Source organism: Paenibacillus sp. FSL R10-2199 (genome assembly GCF_038000235.1).
Classification (GTDB): Bacteria; Bacillota; Bacilli; order Paenibacillales; family Paenibacillaceae; genus Paenibacillus_AQ; species Paenibacillus_AQ phytohabitans.
In genome coordinates, this window is the sequence record NZ_JBBOBO010000002.1 from 933912 (window position 1) to 953039 (window position 19128).

Genomic DNA, 19128 nt, shown 5'->3' on the forward strand with positions numbered 1-19128 from the left:
AAGGAGTCTGGCATCCTCACATGCCGTGATAGTTCAGGGTAGGAGGTCATGTTTAGTATGAAGAAATATATCCCTAACCAACACGGCGCCTGGGCGATGCTCGTTCTGCCCTTTCTGTTCGGGGTAGCCGCATCCCGGGGGCAGCTTATACATATTCCGCTGTTTGTCTGCTGGCTGCTGATCTATTTGTTCAGCTTTCCTTTGCTGCAGGGGGTGAAGACAAGGAAATTCAAGCGTTATGCCCAGCCCTTGAAGCTGTATGGCATTCTGCTGCTCCCTTTGATCATCTATCTGGTGGCAGCTGAACCTGTGCTGTTATGGTTTGTTCTGCCGCTCGTGCCTTTGTTCGCTGTGAATCTCTATTATGCCAGAACCAAAAATGAACGGGCCCTGCTCAATGACATCTCGGCCATAGTGGCCTTCTGCCTGATCATCTATCCGGTCTTCTATGTCGGTCAGGGCGGGAGCTGGCAGACTGCGACCGAGCTGTTCGTGCTGGCCGTGCTGTACTTCACAGGAACCGCATTATATGTCAAAACCGTCATCCGTGAACGGAACAATAACCGCTTCTATTACGGATCGGTGCTCTATCATCTGCTGGTTGCAGCAGCCGGACTCTTCCTGTTTCCGTCTTTGCTGGTTCCGCTGCTGATCCTGCTCCTGCGGGCGGCCATCCTGCCTAAGACGGGCATCACTGCCAAACGTACCGGAATCATCGAGATCGGCTTCTCCGTTATGTTATATGTGTCTGTGCTTGTGCTCTACTTCTAGCGTATAAAATAACCCCAAACGTATAAAATCAGGAAGCTCTTCTGCCGGTAATCACGGTAGAGGAGCTTCCTTTTTGCTGCGTAATGCTATTCCACAATCATATCCTGATTGCTCGATCCCGGCGGCACAATGGGGTATACATTGCTCTCCTCGGTAATATCGAACTCCATAACAACAAGCCCCTCCGTATGCAGCGCAAGTTCAATAATCTGCTCCGCTTCAGCAAGCGTGTGTGCCCGGAACCCGTGGGCGCCGAAGGACTCCGCCAAAGCGACAAAATCCGGCGAGCTGATCCGCACCGAGGAATACCGCCGGCCCAGAAACAGCTGCTGCCACTGTCTTACCATCCCCAGATACCCGTTCTTAAAGATCGCAACCTTGACGTTCAGCCCATGATCAACAGCCGTCATAATCTCCTGCATATTCATCTGAAAGCTTCCGTCGCCTGTAATACAAACCACATGGCGGTCAGGAAAAGCAACAGCGGCGCCGATTGCAGCAGGCAAGCCGTACCCCATGGTGCCCAGTCCGCCGGAGGTCAGGAACGACCGTGCTTCCGAGAACTCGTAATGCGTAGCCGTCCATATCTGATGCTGGCCGACATCTGTGGCTATAATCGCATCGCCCGCTGTAGCCTTTTGAATGCATCCGATAACCTCCTGGGGAGTCATCTTGGCATCCTGGCCCTTGCCTGATTTCACCGGACGCTTCAGCCAGGCCATGATCTGCTGATCCCAGGCGGAATGCTCCGCTGCCTGTACTTGTCCCCGTAATCCGCTAAGGAAATCTGCACAAGAACCGGTGACCGCAAGATCTATGGGAATGTTCTTGTTCAGCTCGGAGGTATCCAGATCTACTTGAATTTTATAGGAACCCGGCGAGAACGCCTTACGGTTGCCCGTTACCCGGTCACTGAACCGCACACCGAGACACAGCACAACGTCAGCACCCTGGAGTGCACGGTTGGCAGCCACTGTTCCATGCATCCCGACCATGCCCAGATGCAGGGAGTGTCCGGACGGGAAAGCTCCGAGGCCCATCAGCGTGCTGGCTACAGGAAGTCCCAGCTGCTCGGCGAATTCCTTCAGGAGTGCCGGGGTCTCCCCTTGAATACAGCCTCCGCCAATAAGCACAAGCGGCCGCTGCGCACGGTTCAGCCGCTCTGCCGCCAGCTGAATATCCGCAGGATCTATGAAATAATCGGTCTGGTACCCCCGGATAACCGGCGGGGAGGACTGAACGGAGAAGTCACCTGCTGCAGTGAATTCCGCATTCATGACATTTTTCGGCAGATCGATCAGAACCGGACCGGGCCGTCCTGTTGTCGCCACATGGAACGCCTCATGTATAATTCTTGGAAGCTCCTTGATCTCCCTAACGATATAATTGTGTTTCGTAACCGGCATCGTCATTCCGTAAATATCCACTTCCTGAAAGCTGTCCAGACCAATAAGCTCGGTGGATACCTGGCCGGTAAGGACAATTAACGGAACCGAATCCATGAAGGCGGTAGCAATTCCGGTGACGGCATTGGTTGCTCCAGGACCGCTGGTAACAAGGGCTACCCCCGGGCGTCCCGTCGCTCTTGCGTATCCGTCCGCAGCATGGACCGCAGCCTGTTCATGTCTGACCAGCACATGCTGAATCCGGTCACAATCATACAGCGCGTCGTATAAAGGCAATACGGCACCGCCGGGGTAGCCGAACAGGGTCTCAATCTTTTTCTCGATCAGCATCTCAATCAGCAGCTGTGCTCCGTTCATAAGTTCAGTTCGTCTCCCGCCATATATAATGTAGTTACAGGCTGCATTCCTGCCCGCTCAACCGCTGAATAATGCGTTCTGTGCTTAACCTCCAATATAGGACATGCCGATCTTGGTTCTGTTCCCCGCGGTCTGTTCTGTCCGCTCATCGGAATAGCGGTCAGCGCGCTTCTCCCAGACGTCTCTAATGGCAGCCAGCAGATGTTGATCATCCGCACCGCTGCGGAGCATTGCCCTGAGATCAAAGCCCTCCGATGCGAACAGGCAGGTATACAGCTTGCCGTCGGAAGACAGCCGGGCCCGCGTGCAGGAGGAGCAGAAGGATTCGGATACGGAAGTGATAAAGCCGATCTGCGCCTGACTGCCCTTGTAGCCATAACGCTGCGCAACCTCGCCGAAATAATGGTGCTCCAGGGCTTCCAGCACAAATGTACCCTGGAGGCGCTCCAGAATTTCTTGTTTGGTAACGACCTTCTCATAGCTCCAGCCGTTGTCGTTGCCGGCATCCATGAATTCGATGAAGCGCAGCGTTATATTTCTATCCTTGAAGTAGGCCGCCATCGGCACAATCTCCGATTCGTTCACCCCTCTTTGTACCACCATGTTTACTTTGACCTCAAAACCTGCTGCTATGGCATAATCAATATGTCGTAAAATCGCTCCAGGCTTGTAACCCCGCCCGTTCATTCTGCCGAACAGCTCAGGCTCCAGAGCATCCAGGCTGACATTCAGCCTGCGGAGTCCCGCAGCATAGAGCGGCATTGCCTGCCCTCCCAGCAGTACCCCGTTCGTCGTCAGCCCCATATCTTCGACACCACTTATAGCGCGGATTCCGGCAACAAGCTCGGGCAGGCTCCGCCGCATGAGCGGCTCGCCTCCGGTAAGTCTGATTTTGCTTACGCCAAGGGAGACGAAGAGCTTCGTCAGCCGGAGAATTTCAGCAAAGGTAAGCAGCTCGCTTGCCGGGAGGAAGGCATAATCCTCTCCGAACACTTCCTTCGGCATGCAGTAGGAACAGCGGAAATTACACCGGTCCGTTACCGAGATCCGCAAATCATGGATCGGCCGCCGCAGCTGGTCCTGCAATGGATGAGCAGTCATATGTCTATCCCCCTTCCGGTAAGCTTACAGCACCCATTCGTCCGTACCTTCTTCAACGCCGAGGAGCAGTACATCCACAGGATCGCCTGCAACATAACCTCTTGTTCCGCCCGGCAGCACAATCAGCGAATTCCCGCGTGCGATGGAGGATACCGCATTTGATTTATTGAAGCCGGCGGGACGCACCGAGGTCCGGTCATGAACAGCCCGGATAAACCGGGTGAACGGATTGGCCTTCGGGAAATCCTCTGCCAGTATTGCTGTCGTACGCGGCAGATAGACTTTATCTGCCCCCATCATCGTTAGCAGGGCGGGTCTGACAAACAGCTCGAAGCCTGTGAAGCACGCAGACGGATTGCCGGACAATCCGAACAGGCACTTCTCCCCGGCAACTGCGACTGTAGTCACGCTGCCCGGACGCATCGCCACCTTGTTGAACAGTACATCGGCCCCGAGGCGCTTGTATATTTCCGGCAAGTAGTCATAGTCGCCGACAGATACGCCGCCTGTGGTGATCAGGCAGTCTGTTTCTGTCATCGCCTGCCGGACCGTCAGCAGGCATTCTTCCAGCTGGTCCGCTGCCGTATCGTACATCCGGTAAGGGATCCCCATCCGGGCGAGCTGGGCAGCGATCATCGGCCCGTTGCTGTTGCGGATTCTACCGGGTACGAGCGGAGCCGTCACCTCCAGCAGCTCGGTTCCCGTTGACAATATGCCTACAACCGGCCGCTTGCCGACCCGCACCTCCCCGTACCCGAAGGTAGCCAGCAGCGCCACAGTTCCGGGATGAATGAAGCTGCCTGCCGGAACGATCCTTTCTCCTGACCGCATATCTTCACCCTGCAGGGACAGATTCTCCTGCGGGGCAAAGGCTTTGCGGATGGTAAACGTCCGGCCCGCTTCCGAGGCCTGTTCGAACATGACTACCGCATCTGCACCCGCCGGCAGCGCGGCTCCCGTCATCAGACGGACGGCTTCGAATGCCCCAAGCGTAACCTGAGATATCTCCCCTGCGCCGATATGATCTACAACCGTGAAGCTGATCCGGCTGTTGCCGGAAGCACCAACTGAATCTGCCGAAGCAATTGCATACCCGTCATAGGGGGACCGCGTAAAATGCGGAACATCATGGGTTGCCGTCAGCGGCTCCGCCAGGATGCGTCCATAGCTTGCGGCAAGCGGCACTCTTTCTGTACCTGTGCAGCACACTCTTTCGGTTACCCGGAATACAGCCTCCGCCACGGTAACCGGATTTCTGGTCTTTTCCACCTTCATCTGCTCCTAACTTGATGCCGGACCCAGTAGAACCGGCTATGCCGTCCTGTATGGAAAGGGATTGGCTCAGCGGTTCAACGCCACTTCCTCCGGTTATTTCTGCGTAATATCGCTGAATGTGCCTACATACCGGACATCCTCGCCGGTGTCATCCTTCACAGCGCTGATGTTCAGCCACTGCAGATACTCTTCCCCGTTCTTGCGCCTGTTCCAGATCTCCCCCTGCCACATTCCCTTGTCCCTGACCTCCCCCCACATAACGCGGTAAAATTCTTTGGATTGGCGGCCTGACTTGAGAATGCTGGGCTGTCTGCCGAGAACCTCGTCTTCCGTATAGCCGGTGAGCTTCGTGAAGGCCGGATTGACGGTCTTAATCAAACCGGAAACATCGGTAACCAGAATCCCCTGTCCGGTAGAATTGAACACTTCAGAGGTAAGCGCAAGCCGGTCCTGGAAATAGAGCCACACGACCAGCACCAGACTGGCCAGCGCCACCTGGGAGAGCAGCATGAACCCGATGGAATATTGCCCGGTCGCCGAATAAATCACCGACAGCATGATCGGAGGGAAAAAGCCGCCCAGGCCGCCCATCATCGATACAATTCCGTTCGCGACACCCGCCTGCTTATTGAAGTACAGCGGAACTAATTTGAAAATGACTCCGTTACCGATTCCTGCACTGAACGCAATCGCAAGGCATCCGGCTGTATATAATCCCATATCTGGCATAAAGGCCAGGATAATAGCTGCAATTGTATAGATACTGAATGTGCCGGTAAGCAGGAACAACGGCTGGAACTTGTCGGCAAGCCAGCCGCCTACCGGACGGAAGAAGGTCGCAACGGCAATGAAGCCGGCTGTGCGCATCCCGGCATCTACCTTGTCCAGCCCGAAATTCGATACCAGAAAGTTAGGCAGATAAATCGTGAAGGCCACAAAGGAGCCAAAGGTAATGAAATAGAACAAGGAGAACAGCCAGAGCTTCTCATTTTTGGATACGCCTTTGATCTGCTCGATAATCGGTGTTTTGAGCTTAGGCTCATGACGGTCCCCGAAGAAGAAATTCAAGGCGATGAACACCAGCAGCAGAATCAGATACATTTTCACCGCAGGGGCCCAGCCTATCTGTGCTGCCACCATCGGAGCCGAGAAGGTTGTGACCGCCGTGCCGATATTCCCGATCCCGTAGATTCCGTTGATCAGACCATGCTTATCTTTGGGGAAATATTTCGGCAGAGAGGTCACCCCCACCGAGAATACGGCCCCGCCGATTCCAAGGAACAGGCCTCCGATAATCAAGTGAGTAACCGTGGACGCTTCACTGATGAAGTAGACCGGAAACAACAGCAGGATAAAGCTGGACATAAAAATAATGCGTGCTCCCAGAATGTTCGCATAATAGCCCAAAGGAATTCTTAGAATCGAGCCAAGCACCACCGGAATCGCTGTGACCATCGCAAGTCTTCCCGGAGGGATGCTGATGTCCTCGGAAATAAAGGGCATCAGGGAAGAGATGATCACCCACACCATGAATCCGGTAATCAAGTTTAAGGTTTGTAGCGGCAATTGCACTTTTTTAATCATTCGACTCACCTTTTCGCCGTTTATTCTCTTGATTATTCGTATGAATACTTCCTGTACTCATTGTATCCGCCGGTCCCCCGGCTCAGATATAGGGGAGTCCCCTTTCCCTGACAGGGGAAACCCTAAAAAAAATAACCCCCCACAGCGGGGCATTGCTCCAGACCTTATTCACTCCTGCAACTCCTGCCACAAACGAAACATTTCACAATTTCTCTTATCGCCTACTTCGGGCTTCGGCCTCTGTTACATTAGTTGGAAAAACGTATCTTAATTTTATTATTCCGGATCATGTAAAGGAATTAGTTGGATAAACGTCACTTAATTTTATTTATTTCCTCTAATCTGACTGTTTGCAGCATATTAAGTGCCGTTTTTCCAACTGCTGTTTGACAGGGTAGGCTTTGTTCACTAACAAGTGGAGAAAATCCAATTATTTTCGGAAGAAGCTGCATTTAAACCTAACCCATGCTGTTACAAGTGACTTAATCTGCCTCCCCCGATTTATCCACATTTCTTGTTGTCTAATTTCCTGTGCACAAAAAAGGCCGCCCCACATAGGAGCAGCCTATTCATGCATTCTCACGTAATAAGCGTATTCAGCTGTTGGCTTAACCGCTCTTTGTCCTTCGTGCTAAGCTGGTGCTCGGCCATCGGAAAGATAACCGCCTCTTCTTTGACAAAGTGTACCGTCAGCACCTCAAAGGCTTCCCCTGCATCCTTCACCGCAGCACGGATATCCTCAAGCGTCATCAGTTCGGCATTGCCCTCTGTGTGATGCAGGAAATGTCCAATATACCCTTCAATCTCGCGGTGCTCATCCTGAAGGCCGGCCAGCGGCCCTTGTTCATAACCGATGTAACGGCCCAGCAGCGGAAAAAAATGCGTTTCTTCCTTCACGGTATGCTTCTTCAGCGGGCCCGTAAACTCCAGAACCGCCTTACGCAGCTTATGAAGCTGAGCCCTGGCTTCTTCCGGAGCGGGCTGCTCCCTCTCAAACCAAAGTACGATCTCATGCCATTCTTCCATCAAAAAGGATAAATAGCGGTGTTCATTCTCAAGAATGCGCATAGCGGGCACCGTAAACTTGAGCCCTGCATGTTCCGGCATCAAGGCTTACCTCCATTCGCCGGTCAGAAATCCAGCATTTTTTTCCTCAAAGCATACTCGACCAGCTCCGGCCGGCTCTTAAGGTTTAATTTCTCCATAATTTTTGCCTTGTGGGCCTCCACTGTTTTCACTGAAATGAACAGCTTCTCGGCGATTTCCTTGTTCCCGTATCCCTTGGCAATGAGCGGCAGGATCTCGAGCTCCCGCTTGGATAACAGCTCGAACAGATCCTCTGTGCCTGCCGTTTTATCCTGCTTGATGAACTCACGGACCAGCGAGGTTGCCATCTTGGGATGAATATAGGTGCCGCCTTCATAAATGGTCCGGATGGCCAGCAGCAGCTCCTCGTCCGGCGCGCTCTTGAGCACATAACCGGAGGCCCCGTTCTTCAGCACATGGAAGAGGTATTCATCATCATCATGCATCGTCAGAATCAGGATTTTGGTATCGGGGTAATCCTCTTTAATCTTGCCGGTAGCGGTCAGCCCGCTCTCTCCCGGGGGCATGCTTAAATCCATAATCAGAATGTCCGGCCGGAATTTGGCGACCATAGTGTAAGCTTCCCTGCCGTCTGCCGCCGCCCCGATCACTTCAATGTCATTCTGAAAATTGAGAATCATGGAGAATCCGCTGCGTACGATCGCATGGTCGTCTGCAATGACGATCTTCATCAGAAGCTCATTCCTTTCCTCGCGCAAATCATACAGGCACCTGTAAAATAATCACCGTACCCCTGCCTATCTCTGAATCTACGCTGAAGGTGCCGCCCACCAGCTCCGCCCGCTCCTGCATGCCAAACAGGCCAAGTCCGGTTCCATCCGGCTCGTCACCCTGATTAAAGCCGGTTCCCTTATCCTCTACCCGAAGCAGCAGTACGCCGTCCTTTTCGGTAAGGGAAACTTTAACACTGTCAACCTGCGCATACTTCAGGGCGTTCAGCACCGCCTCCTGGCACACACGGTACATGACGGTTTCGATCTCACTCCCATACCGTTTCTCGGAGAGCCGGGACTCATAATCAATCACCAGGCCATAGGTTTGCTCCACCCGCTTGAAGTGTGACCGGAATGCGGCCTCCAGACCGAAATCATCCAGGGCCGCCGGCCTAAGCTCTACCGAAAGGTTGCGGATATCATTCAGAAGCCGGGTCATGGAGACCTCGGTCTGCTTCATCTTCTTCAGCAGCTGCTCATCCGCTGTCATATATTTCAGCACACGCAGATCAATCACGGCACTCATCAGCTCCTGGGCTACGCTGTCATGCAGTTCCCGGGAGATCCGCTTGCGTTCATTCTCCTGCGCCTCAATGATATGCTTCATCATTTTGTTCTGGTAGAACTTCTCTTGCGTCTTGAACTGTCTGGTCAGATCCCTAAGCATAAATACTCTGATACCCTTCTCGTCATCTATGGTGTGAAAGGTGGCGGCATAAGGGACAATCCCCTTATCCTTCGTCTCCAGATATACCTGGTATGAGGTGAACTCCTCGGAGTCCGGTGTATGAAAATAACAATTGAGGCAGGTACGGAGCTCCGTCTCACTCGTGTATCCCCGGCAGGTCCCGCAAAGCGCCTCAGGATTCCCCTGATACAGCTGCTTCAGAATATCCTTGTCCACGATGTTCTCGGCAGCCGGATTCATGGCCAGGGCTTTCCCTTGCCGGTCAAAAAAGAACATCGCCTCCGAGCTGTTCTCAAACAGCTTTGTCATGAGCAGACTCTGCAGATCCGTTCCGGGTGTCATCAACTGAGCAACAATTCCTTTCCGTTCAAGTCTCCAATCCCCTTACGCGCTGCCCTGTCCAGGTCCCCCAGCATGTCAGGGCTTACCTGCCGTTCGCCCCTGAAACCGCCAAGAAGCACGCCTGCAACACGGGCATCATTCCACACCGGCACAGCCCCTATGCTGCTCAGATTCTCCATCTTGGTAATGGGATAGTTAAACAAGGTGTCCGGCTGCACATCTGTCTGCACAGACGGGATTAAGAAAGGCTTGCCGGTCTTGAACACGATGCCGGCAATCCCTCTGCCGGATTGAAGGACAATCCGTTTGTAACGGTCCGTTGTGTTCCCTGAGGCGTATTTCCACCGGATGACATAGTCATATTCCGCCGGTTCAGCAAAAGCCAGCGACATGAAGTCATATCCCAAAGCTATGCGCATCCGGTCAAGCTCGATTTGGTAATCCACCTTATTGTTCATCGTTTCTCTCCTCATTTGAACAGGGAAAGAAATTCACCCGGCTCTTTCCGTTAATTCGATTTATTTCTTCTGTATAGGATATAACTTCTGCCTACATAATTCAACGGAACACTCCATACATGGACGAGCCGGGTGAACGGCCAAAAGGCAAAGATCGCAAACCCTGACAGAATGTGAAGCTTGAAGGAAAACGGCACCTCACCCATCAGCGACGGGTCCGGCCGGAACATGAATAAACCGCGGAACCAGACAGAAATCGTATCACGGTAATCAAACTCAGGCTGTACGGCATTCGTTACAATCGTGGAGTACATCCCCATAAACACGATGAACAGGAGGAGGGAGTTGACGATCAGGTCCGATGCGCTGCTGAGCCGGCGGACGTTCTTCAGCGTAAAGCGCCGCGAGGTCAGGATCAGCATCCCGAGCAGGGTAGCTGCGCCGAAGATTCCCCCGATATATACCGCGCCGATGTGGTAGAGATGATCACTCACACCGACGGCCTCCAGCCAAGTTTTCGGGACAGCGAGCCCGCCGATATGGCCCAAAATAACCGGCATAATGCCGAGATGAAACAGAATGCTGCCGAATTTCAGCTGTTTCTTTTCAATAAATTCACTTGATTTAGCTGTCCAGTTGAATTGATCCTTACGGTAACGGAAGATATGGCCGCCGATAAAGACCACCAGACACATATAGGGGAAAATGACCCATAAAAACTGACCTGACATATTCATTGACTCAGGGCCTCCTGTTCAACACAAGCTTTGAAGGTTTCGCGCAATCCCTTAACCAGATGGTAATAGGGACTTTCATTCCGCTCCAGCGCCTTGAGCAGATGGTAGGTGCCGTCCTCAAGAATCGCCATCAGCATCCTGAAATTCTCCGGCGCTCCCGGGACCTCCAGCCACTGCGCGGCATATATAAATTCACACATCAGCGGTAAATAATCAGGCAGCTCCCCCTCCGGCATGGCAAGGCCGAACATTTCGTACAGAAGCTTCAGCTTGGCGAGCATCTGCCCCCGTTCCTTGGCCTCCTCGAATTTGAAATAGGTCATATACAGCGCGCAGTCCTTCTGAAAATCAAAGGTGGCCGCATAGCTCTCCTGAATCTCATCCAGGCTGAAGCTCTGCATTTGCTTCCAATAGGCATGCACGTGGGCATAACCCGGATGAGTGCTGTCAAACGCCTCTTCCAGAAAAGCCGGATGAAAGTCCAGCTTCTCCGGATACATCAGCTGCAGGGCGAAATAACCGAAGGATTCCTTGTAATCATGCAGTTTGATCAGATCAATCACGCCAAATCCCCCCGTAGAAATTCTCTTCATACATTTCCTTGCCGGTCTTCATGGTGTCGCCGGAAGGGCTGGCCGGTCCGCACCCGTCACAGCCGGAGCCGGAGCCCATGTCTCCCATCCCGCTGCCGTAACCTGCCGAGCCTTGGGCACGGTAAGGATTCATGTGCTGCTCCTTGTGGGAGGTCGGGATGACGAAACGGTCTTCATATTTGGCAATCGCAAGCAGCCGGTACATTTCCTCTGTCTGCTGTGCGGTCATGCCAACACGATCCAGACGGGTAAGATCGAATTCCCGGCCGGTGGACTGGGCGCGCATATAGGAGCGCATCATCGCCATCCGTTGCAGGGCTTCTTTGACCGTTTCCGTGTCGCCGGCCGTCAGCATGTTCGCCAGATACTGGATCGGCGTGCGCATCTCCTCGATGGCCGGGAAGATCATATCGGGATTCTTCAGCGAATCCTTGCCTTCGAAATAATTCATAATCGGGCTAAGCGGCGGTACATACCACACCATAGGCAGTGTGCGGTATTCCGGGTGAAGCGGGAAGGCCAGCTTGTGCTCAATCGCCAGCTTATAGACCGGCGAGTTCTGGGCGGCTTCCAGCCAATCCTCGGAGATGCCGTCTTTTCTCGCCTGCGCCATAATCTCCGGATCATGCGGGTTCAAGAACAGATCACATTGCGCCTTGTATAAATCCTTCTCGTCCGGCGTGGATGCCGCCTCAAGAACCTTGTCGGCGTCATACAGCAGTACCCCGAGATAGCGGATCCGGCCGGTACAGGTCTCAGAGCATACTGTAGGCAGCCCCGCTTCCACGCGCGGGAAGCAGAAGGTGCACTTCTCTGCTTTGTTCGTCTGCCAGTTGAAATATACTTTTTTGTACGGACAGCCGGTCATGCAGTATCTCCAGCCGCGGCAGGCTTCCTGATCCACGAGGACAATGCCGTCCTCATCCCGCTTGTACATCGCACCGGAAGGACAGGAGGCGACACAGCTTGGATTCAGGCAGTGCTCACAGAGGCGCGGCAGATAGATCATGAACGATTTCTCGAAGTTGAATTTGATTTCTTCTTCGATCTTCTGGATATTCGGGTCCAGCGGGCCGGTTACATGGGCTCCCGCCAGATCATCCTCCCAGTTCGGTCCCCATTCCAGATCCATCTTCTCACCGGTTACAGCGGAATGGGCCCGCGCCACCGGGGAATGCTTTTGTTCCCCCGCATTCGTCAGATGCTCGTAGTTGTACGTCCACGGCTCATAATAATCCTTCATCTCCGGCATGTCGGGGTTGTAGAAGATTTTGCCGAGTGCGATCTTGGACAGCTTATTGCCGGATTTCAGCTCCAGCTTCCCTTTGCGCAGCTGCCAGCCGCCCTTGTAGAGCTCCTGGTCCTCCCAGCGTTTCGGATAACCGATACCGGGCTTCGTTTCCACGTTATTGAACCACATATATTCCGCACCCTTGCGGTTCGTCCAGGTCGTCTTGCAGGTCACGCTGCAGGTGTGGCAGCCGATGCATTTATCCAGATTCATTACCATTGCCACTTGCGCTTTAATTTTCAAGCCAGTTGACCTCCTTCATTTTGCGGACGGCTACGTAGACATCACGCTGGTTGCCGATCGGACCATAGTAGTTGAAGCCGTAGCTGAGCTGTGCATATCCGCCGACCATCTGGGTAGGCTTCAGATGAATCCGGGTAGGCGCATTGTGGCTTCCGCCGCGTGTATCCGTAATTTCAGAACCCGGCACCTGAATGTGCTTGTCCTGGGCGTGGTACATGAACATGGTACCTCTCGGCATCCGGTGGCTGACTACCGCGCGTGCCGATACGACACCGTTGCGGTTATAGACCTCGAGCCAGTCATTATCAGCAATCTGATGGGCCGCAGCATCCTCATTATTGATCCACACCGTTGGACCGCCCCGGAACAATGTCAGCATGTGCTGGTTATCCTGATAGGTTGAATGGATGTTCCATTTCCCGTGCGGTGTCAGATATCTCAGAACCAGGGCATCGGTTCCGCCCTTCACTGCCTTGTCACGCGGGCCGAAGACCATCGGAGGCAGCGTCGGCTTGTAGACCGGCAGCGCTTCGCCGAACTGCTGGAAGATCTCATGGTCAATGTAGAAATGCTGTCTTCCCGTCAGGGTCCGGAACGGAACGAGACGTTCAATATTCGTGGTGAACGGGGAATAACGCCGTCCCTGCTTGTTCGAGCCGCTGAATACCGGGGTCGGAATCACTTCGCGCGGCTGTGCGGTAATGCTCTGGAACGTAATTTTCTCGGCCGCCCGGTCTGCCGAGATATCCCTCAGCTCTACACCTGAATCCTTCTCCGCTGCAGCATAAGCCTTCTGGGAGACGCGGCCGTTGGTGGCTGAAGACAGATGAAGAATGGTATCTGCGGCCTGACGGGCGGTTAGCAGCTTCGGCAGTCCGTTCTTAATCGATTCATCGTAATGCACGCCGCTGATCTTCTTGAGTTCCTCATATTCTTCAGCGACAGAGAAGCTGATGCCGTGCGCGCCTGCCTTGCCGGTTTCCAGATTCGGTCCAAGTGAAGTGTATTTGTCATGAATCTGGGTGTAATCCCGCTCCACAATGGTGAAGTTCGGCATAGTTTTACCCGGAATGGCCGGCACTTCGCCCTTGGCCCAGTCTTTGACCAGACCCATCGGCTGCGAAATTTCGCTGATGGAGTCATGGCCCAACGGTGACATCACAACATCCTTATAGACGCCGGGCAGCTGCGACTTCGCCATCTCGGAGAATACCTCTGACAATTGGCGGTAGATATCCCAGTCGGAACGGGATTCCCATAGCGGATTCACGGCCGGATTGAACGGATGCACAAACGGATGCATGTCGGTGGACGACAGGTCAGTCTTCTCATACCACGTTGCGGCCGGCAGCACGACATCCGCATAGAGCGGTGTGGTGGTCATCCGGAAATCCAGGGCAACCATCAGGTCGAGCTTGCCCTCCACATCCCCGCGCCAGACAATCTCCTCCGGCTTCTGCTCTTCATTCGGCTCGGCCAGGAGACCATCGGAGGCTCCAAGCAGATGCTTCATGAAGTATTCCTGCCCTTTGGCAGAGCTGGAGATCAGGTTTGAGCGCCAGATGAACAGGGAGCGTGGGAAGTTCTCCGGTGCGCCGGGATCTTCCACGGCAAACCGTGTTTTCCGCGAGGTGATCTCTTCCACGGTGTGGCTGATAATCTCTGCATTCGTCTTCTTGCCCTGCTGCGCAGCCTCCTCGGCGAACAGCAGGCTGTTCTTGTTAAATTGCGGGAAGGAAGGCAGCCAGCCGAGACGTGCAGCCAGCACGTTATAGTCCGCCGGATGCTGGTAAGCTACATCCCCGCCCGTCGGTGATTTCAGCGAATCAGTGCCGCTCTCCTCATAACGCCATTGCTCTGTGGCAAAGTAGAAGAAGGATGTCGCGTTCTGCTGGCGTGCCGGACCCTGCCAGTCCTTGGCAAAGGCAACCGTTGACCAGCCTTCAATCGGGCGGCATTTCTCCTGGCCGACATAATGCGCCCAGCCGCCGCCGTTAACACCCTGGGAAGCGGTCAGCACCACCAGATTCAGAATGGAACGGTAGATGGTATCACTGTTGAACCAGTGGTTGATCCCTGCGCCCATGATGATCATGGAGCGCCCGCCCGTATCCAGCGAATTCTGGGCGAATTCGCGGGCAATCTGCACGACGACACTCGCCTTCACCGTCGTAATCTTCTCTTGCCAGGCCGGGGTGTACGGAGAGGATTCATCCTCATACCCCTTGGCATTAAGCGGGCTGTCTGTACGCGCCACGCCATACTGGCTCATCATCAGATCATAGACTGTGGCGGCATAACGTTCTGTGCCGTCGGCGAGCCGTATGGTCCGGGCCGGAATCATCCGTCTGAACGTGCCGTTGCCCGCATTATCAAAGAACGGGAACACGATTTCCGTCCACTCTTCCCCATGGCCCTCAATGGTCAGGGCCGGCTCGACCCTGCTGCCGTCCTCCCGCTCGAGAATCAGGTTCCACTTCTTGCCCTCTTCCCAGCGCTGCCCCATCGTACCGTTCGGAACCATCATCTCACCCGCTGCTTCGTCGAAGATGACCGGCTTCCAGTCCGAGTGCGGGGAGGTATCTCCTAGATCACTCGCCCGCAGGAAACGTCCGCCCTTCAGGGCATCCTCATGAGGGTCAAGCAGAATCAGGAACGGCATATCTGTATATTGCTTCGCATAATTCAGGAACATCGGCTCCTGTCGTTCCTGGTAGAACTCCTGCAGGATGACATGCGTCATGGCCTGGGCAAGCGCAGCGTCCGAGCCTGGATTCGGAGCCAGCCAGTTGTCGGCGAATTTGACGTTCTCGGCGAGATCCGGCGCGACCGACACGACTTTGGTTCCCTTATAGCGTACTTCCGTCATAAAGTGGGCATCCGGCGTGCGGGTTAGCGGTACATTAGAGCCCCACATCATCAGGTAACCGGCGTTGTACCAGTCCGAAGATTCCGGCACATCCGTCTGCTCCCCCCAGATCTGCGGCGAAGCCGGAGGAAGATCGGCATACCAGTCATAGAAGCTCAGCATTTGACCGCCGAGGAGGGAGATGAACCGCGCCCCCGAGGCGTAGCTGACCATCGACATAGCCGGAATCGGGGTGAAGCCCGCGATCCGGTCGGGGCCGTATTTACGGATTGTATAGATCAGCTGTGCGGAGATAAGCCGCAGCGCGTCGTCCCAGGCCACACGGATATGGCCGCCTTTCCCGCGCGCCTTCTTGTACTGGCTTGCCTTCTCAGGGTCTTCAACAATGCTGGCCCAGGCATCGACATAATTGTCATGCTCCTGGAGCGCCGTCTGCCACAGCCGCCACAGCTTCCCTCTGATATACGGGTATTTCACGCGCAGCGGGCTGTATTCGTACCAGGAGAAGGTAGCTCCGCGGGGACAGCCGCGCGGCTCAAATTCCGGCATGTCCGGTCCGCAGGAAGGATAATCAATCTGCTGGTTCTCCCAGGTGATGATTCCGTTCTTCACGAACACCTTCCAGCTGCAGGAGCCTGTACAGTTGACACCGTGAGTGGTGCGCACTACTTTATCGTGAGACCAGCGCTGGCGGTACATATTCTCCCAATCTCTGTTTTTCTCTTCAAGAATGGACCAGTTCCCGGAATAGCTCTCCACCGGTTTAAAAAAGTTAAGGCCGAATTTCTTCTTCATCGCTCAGGAACACTCCCTTCAAAATCTATTCAGTTAAGTCCATTATGGATCTCCCCGGCCCGGCTTCCCATTAGGGAAACACCTATTGAACCTCGGGAATTCCCTTGATCTGAATCCAATGCAAATAAGCCTTTCCCGCTGAGGAGAAAAGCTTGGTTCTGGCCGTTTATTGTACCCGGCAGGGGGCCTGTTAGGGACTTCCCTCTTTCTTGTCCGGGGAATGCCTTAGCGGGAATTGCACTACAAATCTGTATGCTATACTGACAAAAAAACGGGAGGATGAAGCAACATGCCAGGACCCTCACTGCGCCAATTGCACGCTCACCATGCCATTCATCAGGGCGGGCTCTCCGGCGCTATAGCCAAGACGGAAGAAATGGAGGAACTGCTGGAAGCGAAGGAATTCGAAGTGGCGCACCAGGCCGCCGAGCATTTAATCGAGTACTGGGAGACGCGGATTATCAGCCACGCCGATGCGGAGGAGGACGGATTCTATCAGGAGATGGCCGGGAAGAATCCCGGCCTGCAAGACGCAGTTCTCCGGCTTGCACGTGATCATGATTTACTGCGGATTATAGTTCAGGATGTCAAAGTAATGCTGGCAGAAGAAGGTCTCACTCCTGAGGTTGTTCACCAGTTCCACGCACTGCTGGTAGTGAACGCGGTTCATAGCCGGGATGAGGAACGTCTTCTGTTCGCGGAGTAGCACGGCTGCTGCTCTCCTGCAGAATGGCACGCAGATCATCTCTATTCATCAACAGGTCCTCAAGCGTATACTCGCCCAGTACCTGCAGATAAGCTTGCAGGGCTCTGCCCAGCACGCCTTTGAGTCCGCACACCGGGGAGATCGGACAACTGCCGCCTGAAGGATGGAAGCATTCGACTAGATAGAAATCATCCTCCATCCGGCGCACGACCTCCCCGATATTGATCTTCTCCGGCGCAAGCGCAAGCCTGATCCCTCCCCCGCGTCCTCTGACCGTTTCAATATAGCCCGCCTTGCCGAGTTCATGCGAGACCTTCATCAGATGATTCTTGGAGATGCCATATGCGCCGGAGATATCCTGTATAGTTGTCAGCTCTTCCCGCTGCTTCGCTCCGAGATACATGAGGATTCGCAAGGAGTAGTCGGTATATAACGTCAGCCTCATCTCTTCTCTCCATTCTGTTTACAAATGCAATGCAGTCAACGGATTGCTGCCGCGAACAGCGGCTTCCATCAAGCAGAACAGGCTTTGCCGGCCTTTTACAAGGAAATTCGATGTCACACGGACAGATACAACGTCCAAGCAAGAAGGAAGTTTAGCAAGTCCCCTCGGCAACAAAACAAGCAAGTGGAAAAACAGCATCTATATAACGCCGGTTTGGCCTCTTTGGAAGAATTGTGATTATTTAAGTGCTGTTTATCCATAAGCGAAGAAAGAGAATGCGGATTCCGCCTTATGTAAGTGATATTATTTACAGATGATATCATATTTTTTGTCTATTTTGTTAAAGTGGTATTTTAAATATATCTTTTATCTTAAAAAGCGTATATATTAATTTTGTACTATATGGAGAGGGGATGACCGTTATTTTATCACAACAAACCCGTGACATTGTCAAATCCACAGCGCCAGTCCTGGCGGAACACGGCACCACTATTACAACGGTGTTTTACCGGAATCTGTTCGAAGCCCACCCGGAACTGCTGAATGTATTTAACCATGCCAACCAGGCGCAAGGCCGCCAGCAGGCGGCACTAGCCAATGCAGTCTACGCAGCGGCGGTCCACATAGATAATCTTGAGAATATTCTGCCGGCGGTAGTGCAGATTGCACACAAGCATGTCAGTCTCGGCATCAAGCCGGAGCATTATCCGATTGTCGGGGAATTCCTGCTGAAGGCGATCAAGGAAGTGCTGGGCGAGGCAGCTACGGATGAGATTCTTACAGCCTGGGAAGAAGCATACGGAGTTATTGCAGGCGCTTTTATCGGCGTCGAAGACAGCATGTACAAGGAAACGCGCGAACAGGACAATGGCTGGAACTTCTTCAAGCCTTTTACCGTTGTGCGTAAGGTTCAGGAAAGCGGCAGTATTACATCGTTCTATCTGAAGCCGGCGGACGGCTTAGGCGTACCGGATTACAAGCCGGGCCAGTACATCTCTATCCGTGTGTTGATTCCTGGAGAGCAATACACCATGATCCGCCAATACAGCCTGTCGCAGGCTCCCCGGGCAGATGAATTCCGTATTTCCGTGAAACGTGAAGAGACGAATGATCCGAATGGTGTGGTTTCCGTCTATCTTCATAACCAGGTGAACGAAGGAGACATTGTTGAAGTCAGCGCTCCGGCAGGCGAATTTCTGCTCGATGTTACCAAAACCACACCTGTAGCGTTCATCTCCGGCGGCGTGGGTATTACCCCCATGATGAGCATGTTCGAGGCTGTTGCCGCAGTAACACCGGACCGGCCGGCGGTATTCCTCCATTCCGCGCGGAACGAGGCGCTTGCCGCCTTCCGCCGGGACATCGACAGACATGCGGCTGCCATGAGCAGCGTCAAGACCAGATTCTTCTACTCCGGCGGCCCGGATGGCGTCATCACCGGCGAAATCCTCAAGAGCTATGTAGATGTTACCGGAGATGCTTACGTATGCGGCCCTGTTCCTTTCATGGAAGCGATGATCGGAGAGCTGCGGGCACTCGGGATGAAGGACGAGCAGATTCATTACGAGTTCTTCGGACCGGCCCTTCAATTGAGCAGCAGATAGATTGCGGGTCTAGTACGCAGCCCATGAACCCGGTATACCAAAA

The 19128-nt window shown here is 53.8% G+C and carries 16 protein-coding genes; 3 read left to right on the forward strand and 13 right to left on the reverse strand.

What is annotated here, in order from left to right:
• Window positions 1–57: 57 nt before the first annotated feature.
• Window positions 58–771, forward strand: coding sequence for a YwiC-like family protein (locus NYE33_RS31920; protein ID WP_076242513.1), 714 nt, complete (start codon window positions 58–60; stop codon window positions 769–771).
• 86 nt (window positions 772–857) lie between these two features.
• Here NYE33_RS31920 and ilvB read toward each other — a convergent pair whose 3' ends face one another.
• The 12 genes from ilvB to NYE33_RS31980 all read right to left on the reverse strand — a co-directional run bounded on the left by ilvB (window position 858) and on the right by NYE33_RS31980 (window position 16330).
• Window positions 858–2534: a biosynthetic-type acetolactate synthase large subunit gene (gene ilvB / locus NYE33_RS31925; protein ID WP_042134720.1), complete on the reverse strand. Its 1677-nt coding sequence runs from the start codon at window positions 2532–2534 to the stop codon at window positions 858–860.
• Window positions 2535–2618: 84 nt separating this feature from the next.
• Window positions 2619–3635, reverse strand: coding sequence for a GTP 3',8-cyclase MoaA (gene moaA, locus NYE33_RS31930; RefSeq protein ID WP_341069328.1), 1017 nt, complete (start codon window positions 3633–3635; stop codon window positions 2619–2621).
• A gap of 24 nt (window positions 3636–3659) precedes the next feature.
• A complete protein-coding gene (locus tag NYE33_RS31935; protein WP_341069330.1) occupies window positions 3660–4910 on the reverse strand; it encodes a molybdopterin molybdotransferase MoeA in 1251 nt (416 codons plus the stop codon).
• Window positions 4911–5003: 93 nt separating this feature from the next.
• A complete protein-coding gene (locus tag NYE33_RS31940) occupies window positions 5004–6494 on the reverse strand; it encodes an MFS transporter (RefSeq protein WP_336102140.1) in 1491 nt (496 codons plus the stop codon).
• A gap of 579 nt (window positions 6495–7073) precedes the next feature.
• Window positions 7074–7601 carry a hemerythrin domain-containing protein gene (locus NYE33_RS31945; protein ID WP_341069332.1) on the reverse strand — a complete coding sequence of 176 codons (528 nt, stop codon included), beginning with the start codon at window positions 7599–7601 and terminating at the stop codon, window positions 7074–7076.
• A 23-nt stretch (window positions 7602–7624) separates the two neighbouring features.
• Entirely contained in the window at window positions 7625–8272 is a 648-nt protein-coding gene (locus NYE33_RS31950; protein WP_039308190.1) for a response regulator transcription factor, read from the reverse strand.
• A 28-nt stretch (window positions 8273–8300) separates the two neighbouring features.
• On the reverse strand, window positions 8301–9344 hold the full coding sequence (locus tag NYE33_RS31955) for a PAS domain-containing sensor histidine kinase (RefSeq protein ID WP_042134710.1): 1044 nt from the start codon (window positions 9342–9344) through the stop codon (window positions 8301–8303).
• Window positions 9344–9802: a GAF domain-containing protein gene (locus NYE33_RS31960; protein WP_042134708.1), complete on the reverse strand. Its 459-nt coding sequence runs from the start codon at window positions 9800–9802 to the stop codon at window positions 9344–9346. Before NYE33_RS31960 ends, NYE33_RS31955 begins: the two co-directional genes overlap by 1 nt.
• 50 nt (window positions 9803–9852) lie before the next feature.
• A complete protein-coding gene (gene narI / locus NYE33_RS31965) occupies window positions 9853–10539 on the reverse strand; it encodes a respiratory nitrate reductase subunit gamma (protein ID WP_340947437.1) in 687 nt (228 codons plus the stop codon).
• The gene (narJ, locus tag NYE33_RS31970; protein ID WP_039308160.1) at window positions 10536–11102 is read right to left on the reverse strand and encodes a nitrate reductase molybdenum cofactor assembly chaperone; all 567 of its coding nucleotides are present in this window, start codon (window positions 11100–11102) and stop codon (window positions 10536–10538) included. Before narJ ends, narI begins: the two co-directional genes overlap by 4 nt.
• Window positions 11095–12666 carry a nitrate reductase subunit beta gene (gene narH / locus NYE33_RS31975; protein WP_042233677.1) on the reverse strand — a complete coding sequence of 524 codons (1572 nt, stop codon included), beginning with the start codon at window positions 12664–12666 and terminating at the stop codon, window positions 11095–11097. Before narH ends, narJ begins: the two co-directional genes overlap by 8 nt.
• Entirely contained in the window at window positions 12656–16330 is a 3675-nt protein-coding gene (locus tag NYE33_RS31980; RefSeq protein ID WP_341069335.1) for a nitrate reductase subunit alpha, read from the reverse strand. Before NYE33_RS31980 ends, narH begins: the two co-directional genes overlap by 11 nt.
• Window positions 16331–16619: 289 nt before the next feature.
• Between NYE33_RS31980 and NYE33_RS31985 the strand changes: the two genes are divergently transcribed.
• Entirely contained in the window at window positions 16620–17036 is a 417-nt protein-coding gene (locus tag NYE33_RS31985) for a hypothetical protein (protein ID WP_042134701.1), read from the forward strand.
• On the opposite strand, the gene NYE33_RS31990 is transcribed toward NYE33_RS31985, so the two are convergent.
• Window positions 16945–17481: an RrF2 family transcriptional regulator gene (locus NYE33_RS31990; protein WP_341069338.1), complete on the reverse strand. Its 537-nt coding sequence runs from the start codon at window positions 17479–17481 to the stop codon at window positions 16945–16947. The two genes, NYE33_RS31985 and NYE33_RS31990, sit on opposite strands and share 92 nt — an antisense overlap.
• A 422-nt stretch (window positions 17482–17903) precedes the next feature.
• Between NYE33_RS31990 and hmpA the strand changes: the two genes are divergently transcribed.
• On the forward strand, window positions 17904–19085 hold the full coding sequence (gene hmpA / locus NYE33_RS31995; RefSeq protein ID WP_341070073.1) for an NO-inducible flavohemoprotein: 1182 nt from the start codon (window positions 17904–17906) through the stop codon (window positions 19083–19085).
• The last annotated feature ends 43 nt before the right edge of the window (window positions 19086–19128 follow it).

Excerpts from the sequence above, each read along its gene's own strand:
- NYE33_RS31940 (WP_336102140.1), bottom strand. The coding sequence starts at position 6,494 with ATGATTAAAAAAGTGCAATTGCCGCTACAAACCTTAAACTTGATTACC.
- NYE33_RS31990 (WP_341069338.1), bottom strand. The coding sequence starts at position 17,481 with ATGAGGCTGACGTTATATACCGACTACTCCTTGCGAATCCTCATGTAT.
- NYE33_RS31980 (WP_341069335.1), bottom strand. The coding sequence starts at position 16,330 with ATGAAGAAGAAATTCGGCCTTAACTTTTTTAAACCGGTGGAGAGCTAT.
- ilvB (WP_042134720.1), bottom strand. The coding sequence starts at position 2,534 with ATGAACGGAGCACAGCTGCTGATTGAGATGCTGATCGAGAAAAAGATT.
- NYE33_RS31955 (WP_042134710.1), bottom strand. The coding sequence starts at position 9,344 with ATGACACCCGGAACGGATCTGCAGAGTCTGCTCATGACAAAGCTGTTT.
- NYE33_RS31985 (WP_042134701.1), top strand. The coding sequence starts at position 16,620 with ATGCCAGGACCCTCACTGCGCCAATTGCACGCTCACCATGCCATTCAT.
- narI (WP_340947437.1), bottom strand. The coding sequence starts at position 10,539 with ATGAATATGTCAGGTCAGTTTTTATGGGTCATTTTCCCCTATATGTGT.
- NYE33_RS31960 (WP_042134708.1), bottom strand. The coding sequence starts at position 9,802 with ATGAACAATAAGGTGGATTACCAAATCGAGCTTGACCGGATGCGCATA.
- NYE33_RS31950 (WP_039308190.1), bottom strand. The coding sequence starts at position 8,272 with ATGAAGATCGTCATTGCAGACGACCATGCGATCGTACGCAGCGGATTC.
- moaA (WP_341069328.1), bottom strand. The coding sequence starts at position 3,635 with ATGACTGCTCATCCATTGCAGGACCAGCTGCGGCGGCCGATCCATGAT.
- NYE33_RS31945 (WP_341069332.1), bottom strand. The coding sequence starts at position 7,601 with ATGCCGGAACATGCAGGGCTCAAGTTTACGGTGCCCGCTATGCGCATT.
- NYE33_RS31920 (WP_076242513.1), top strand. The coding sequence starts at position 58 with ATGAAGAAATATATCCCTAACCAACACGGCGCCTGGGCGATGCTCGTT.
- NYE33_RS31935 (WP_341069330.1), bottom strand. The coding sequence starts at position 4,910 with ATGAAGGTGGAAAAGACCAGAAATCCGGTTACCGTGGCGGAGGCTGTA.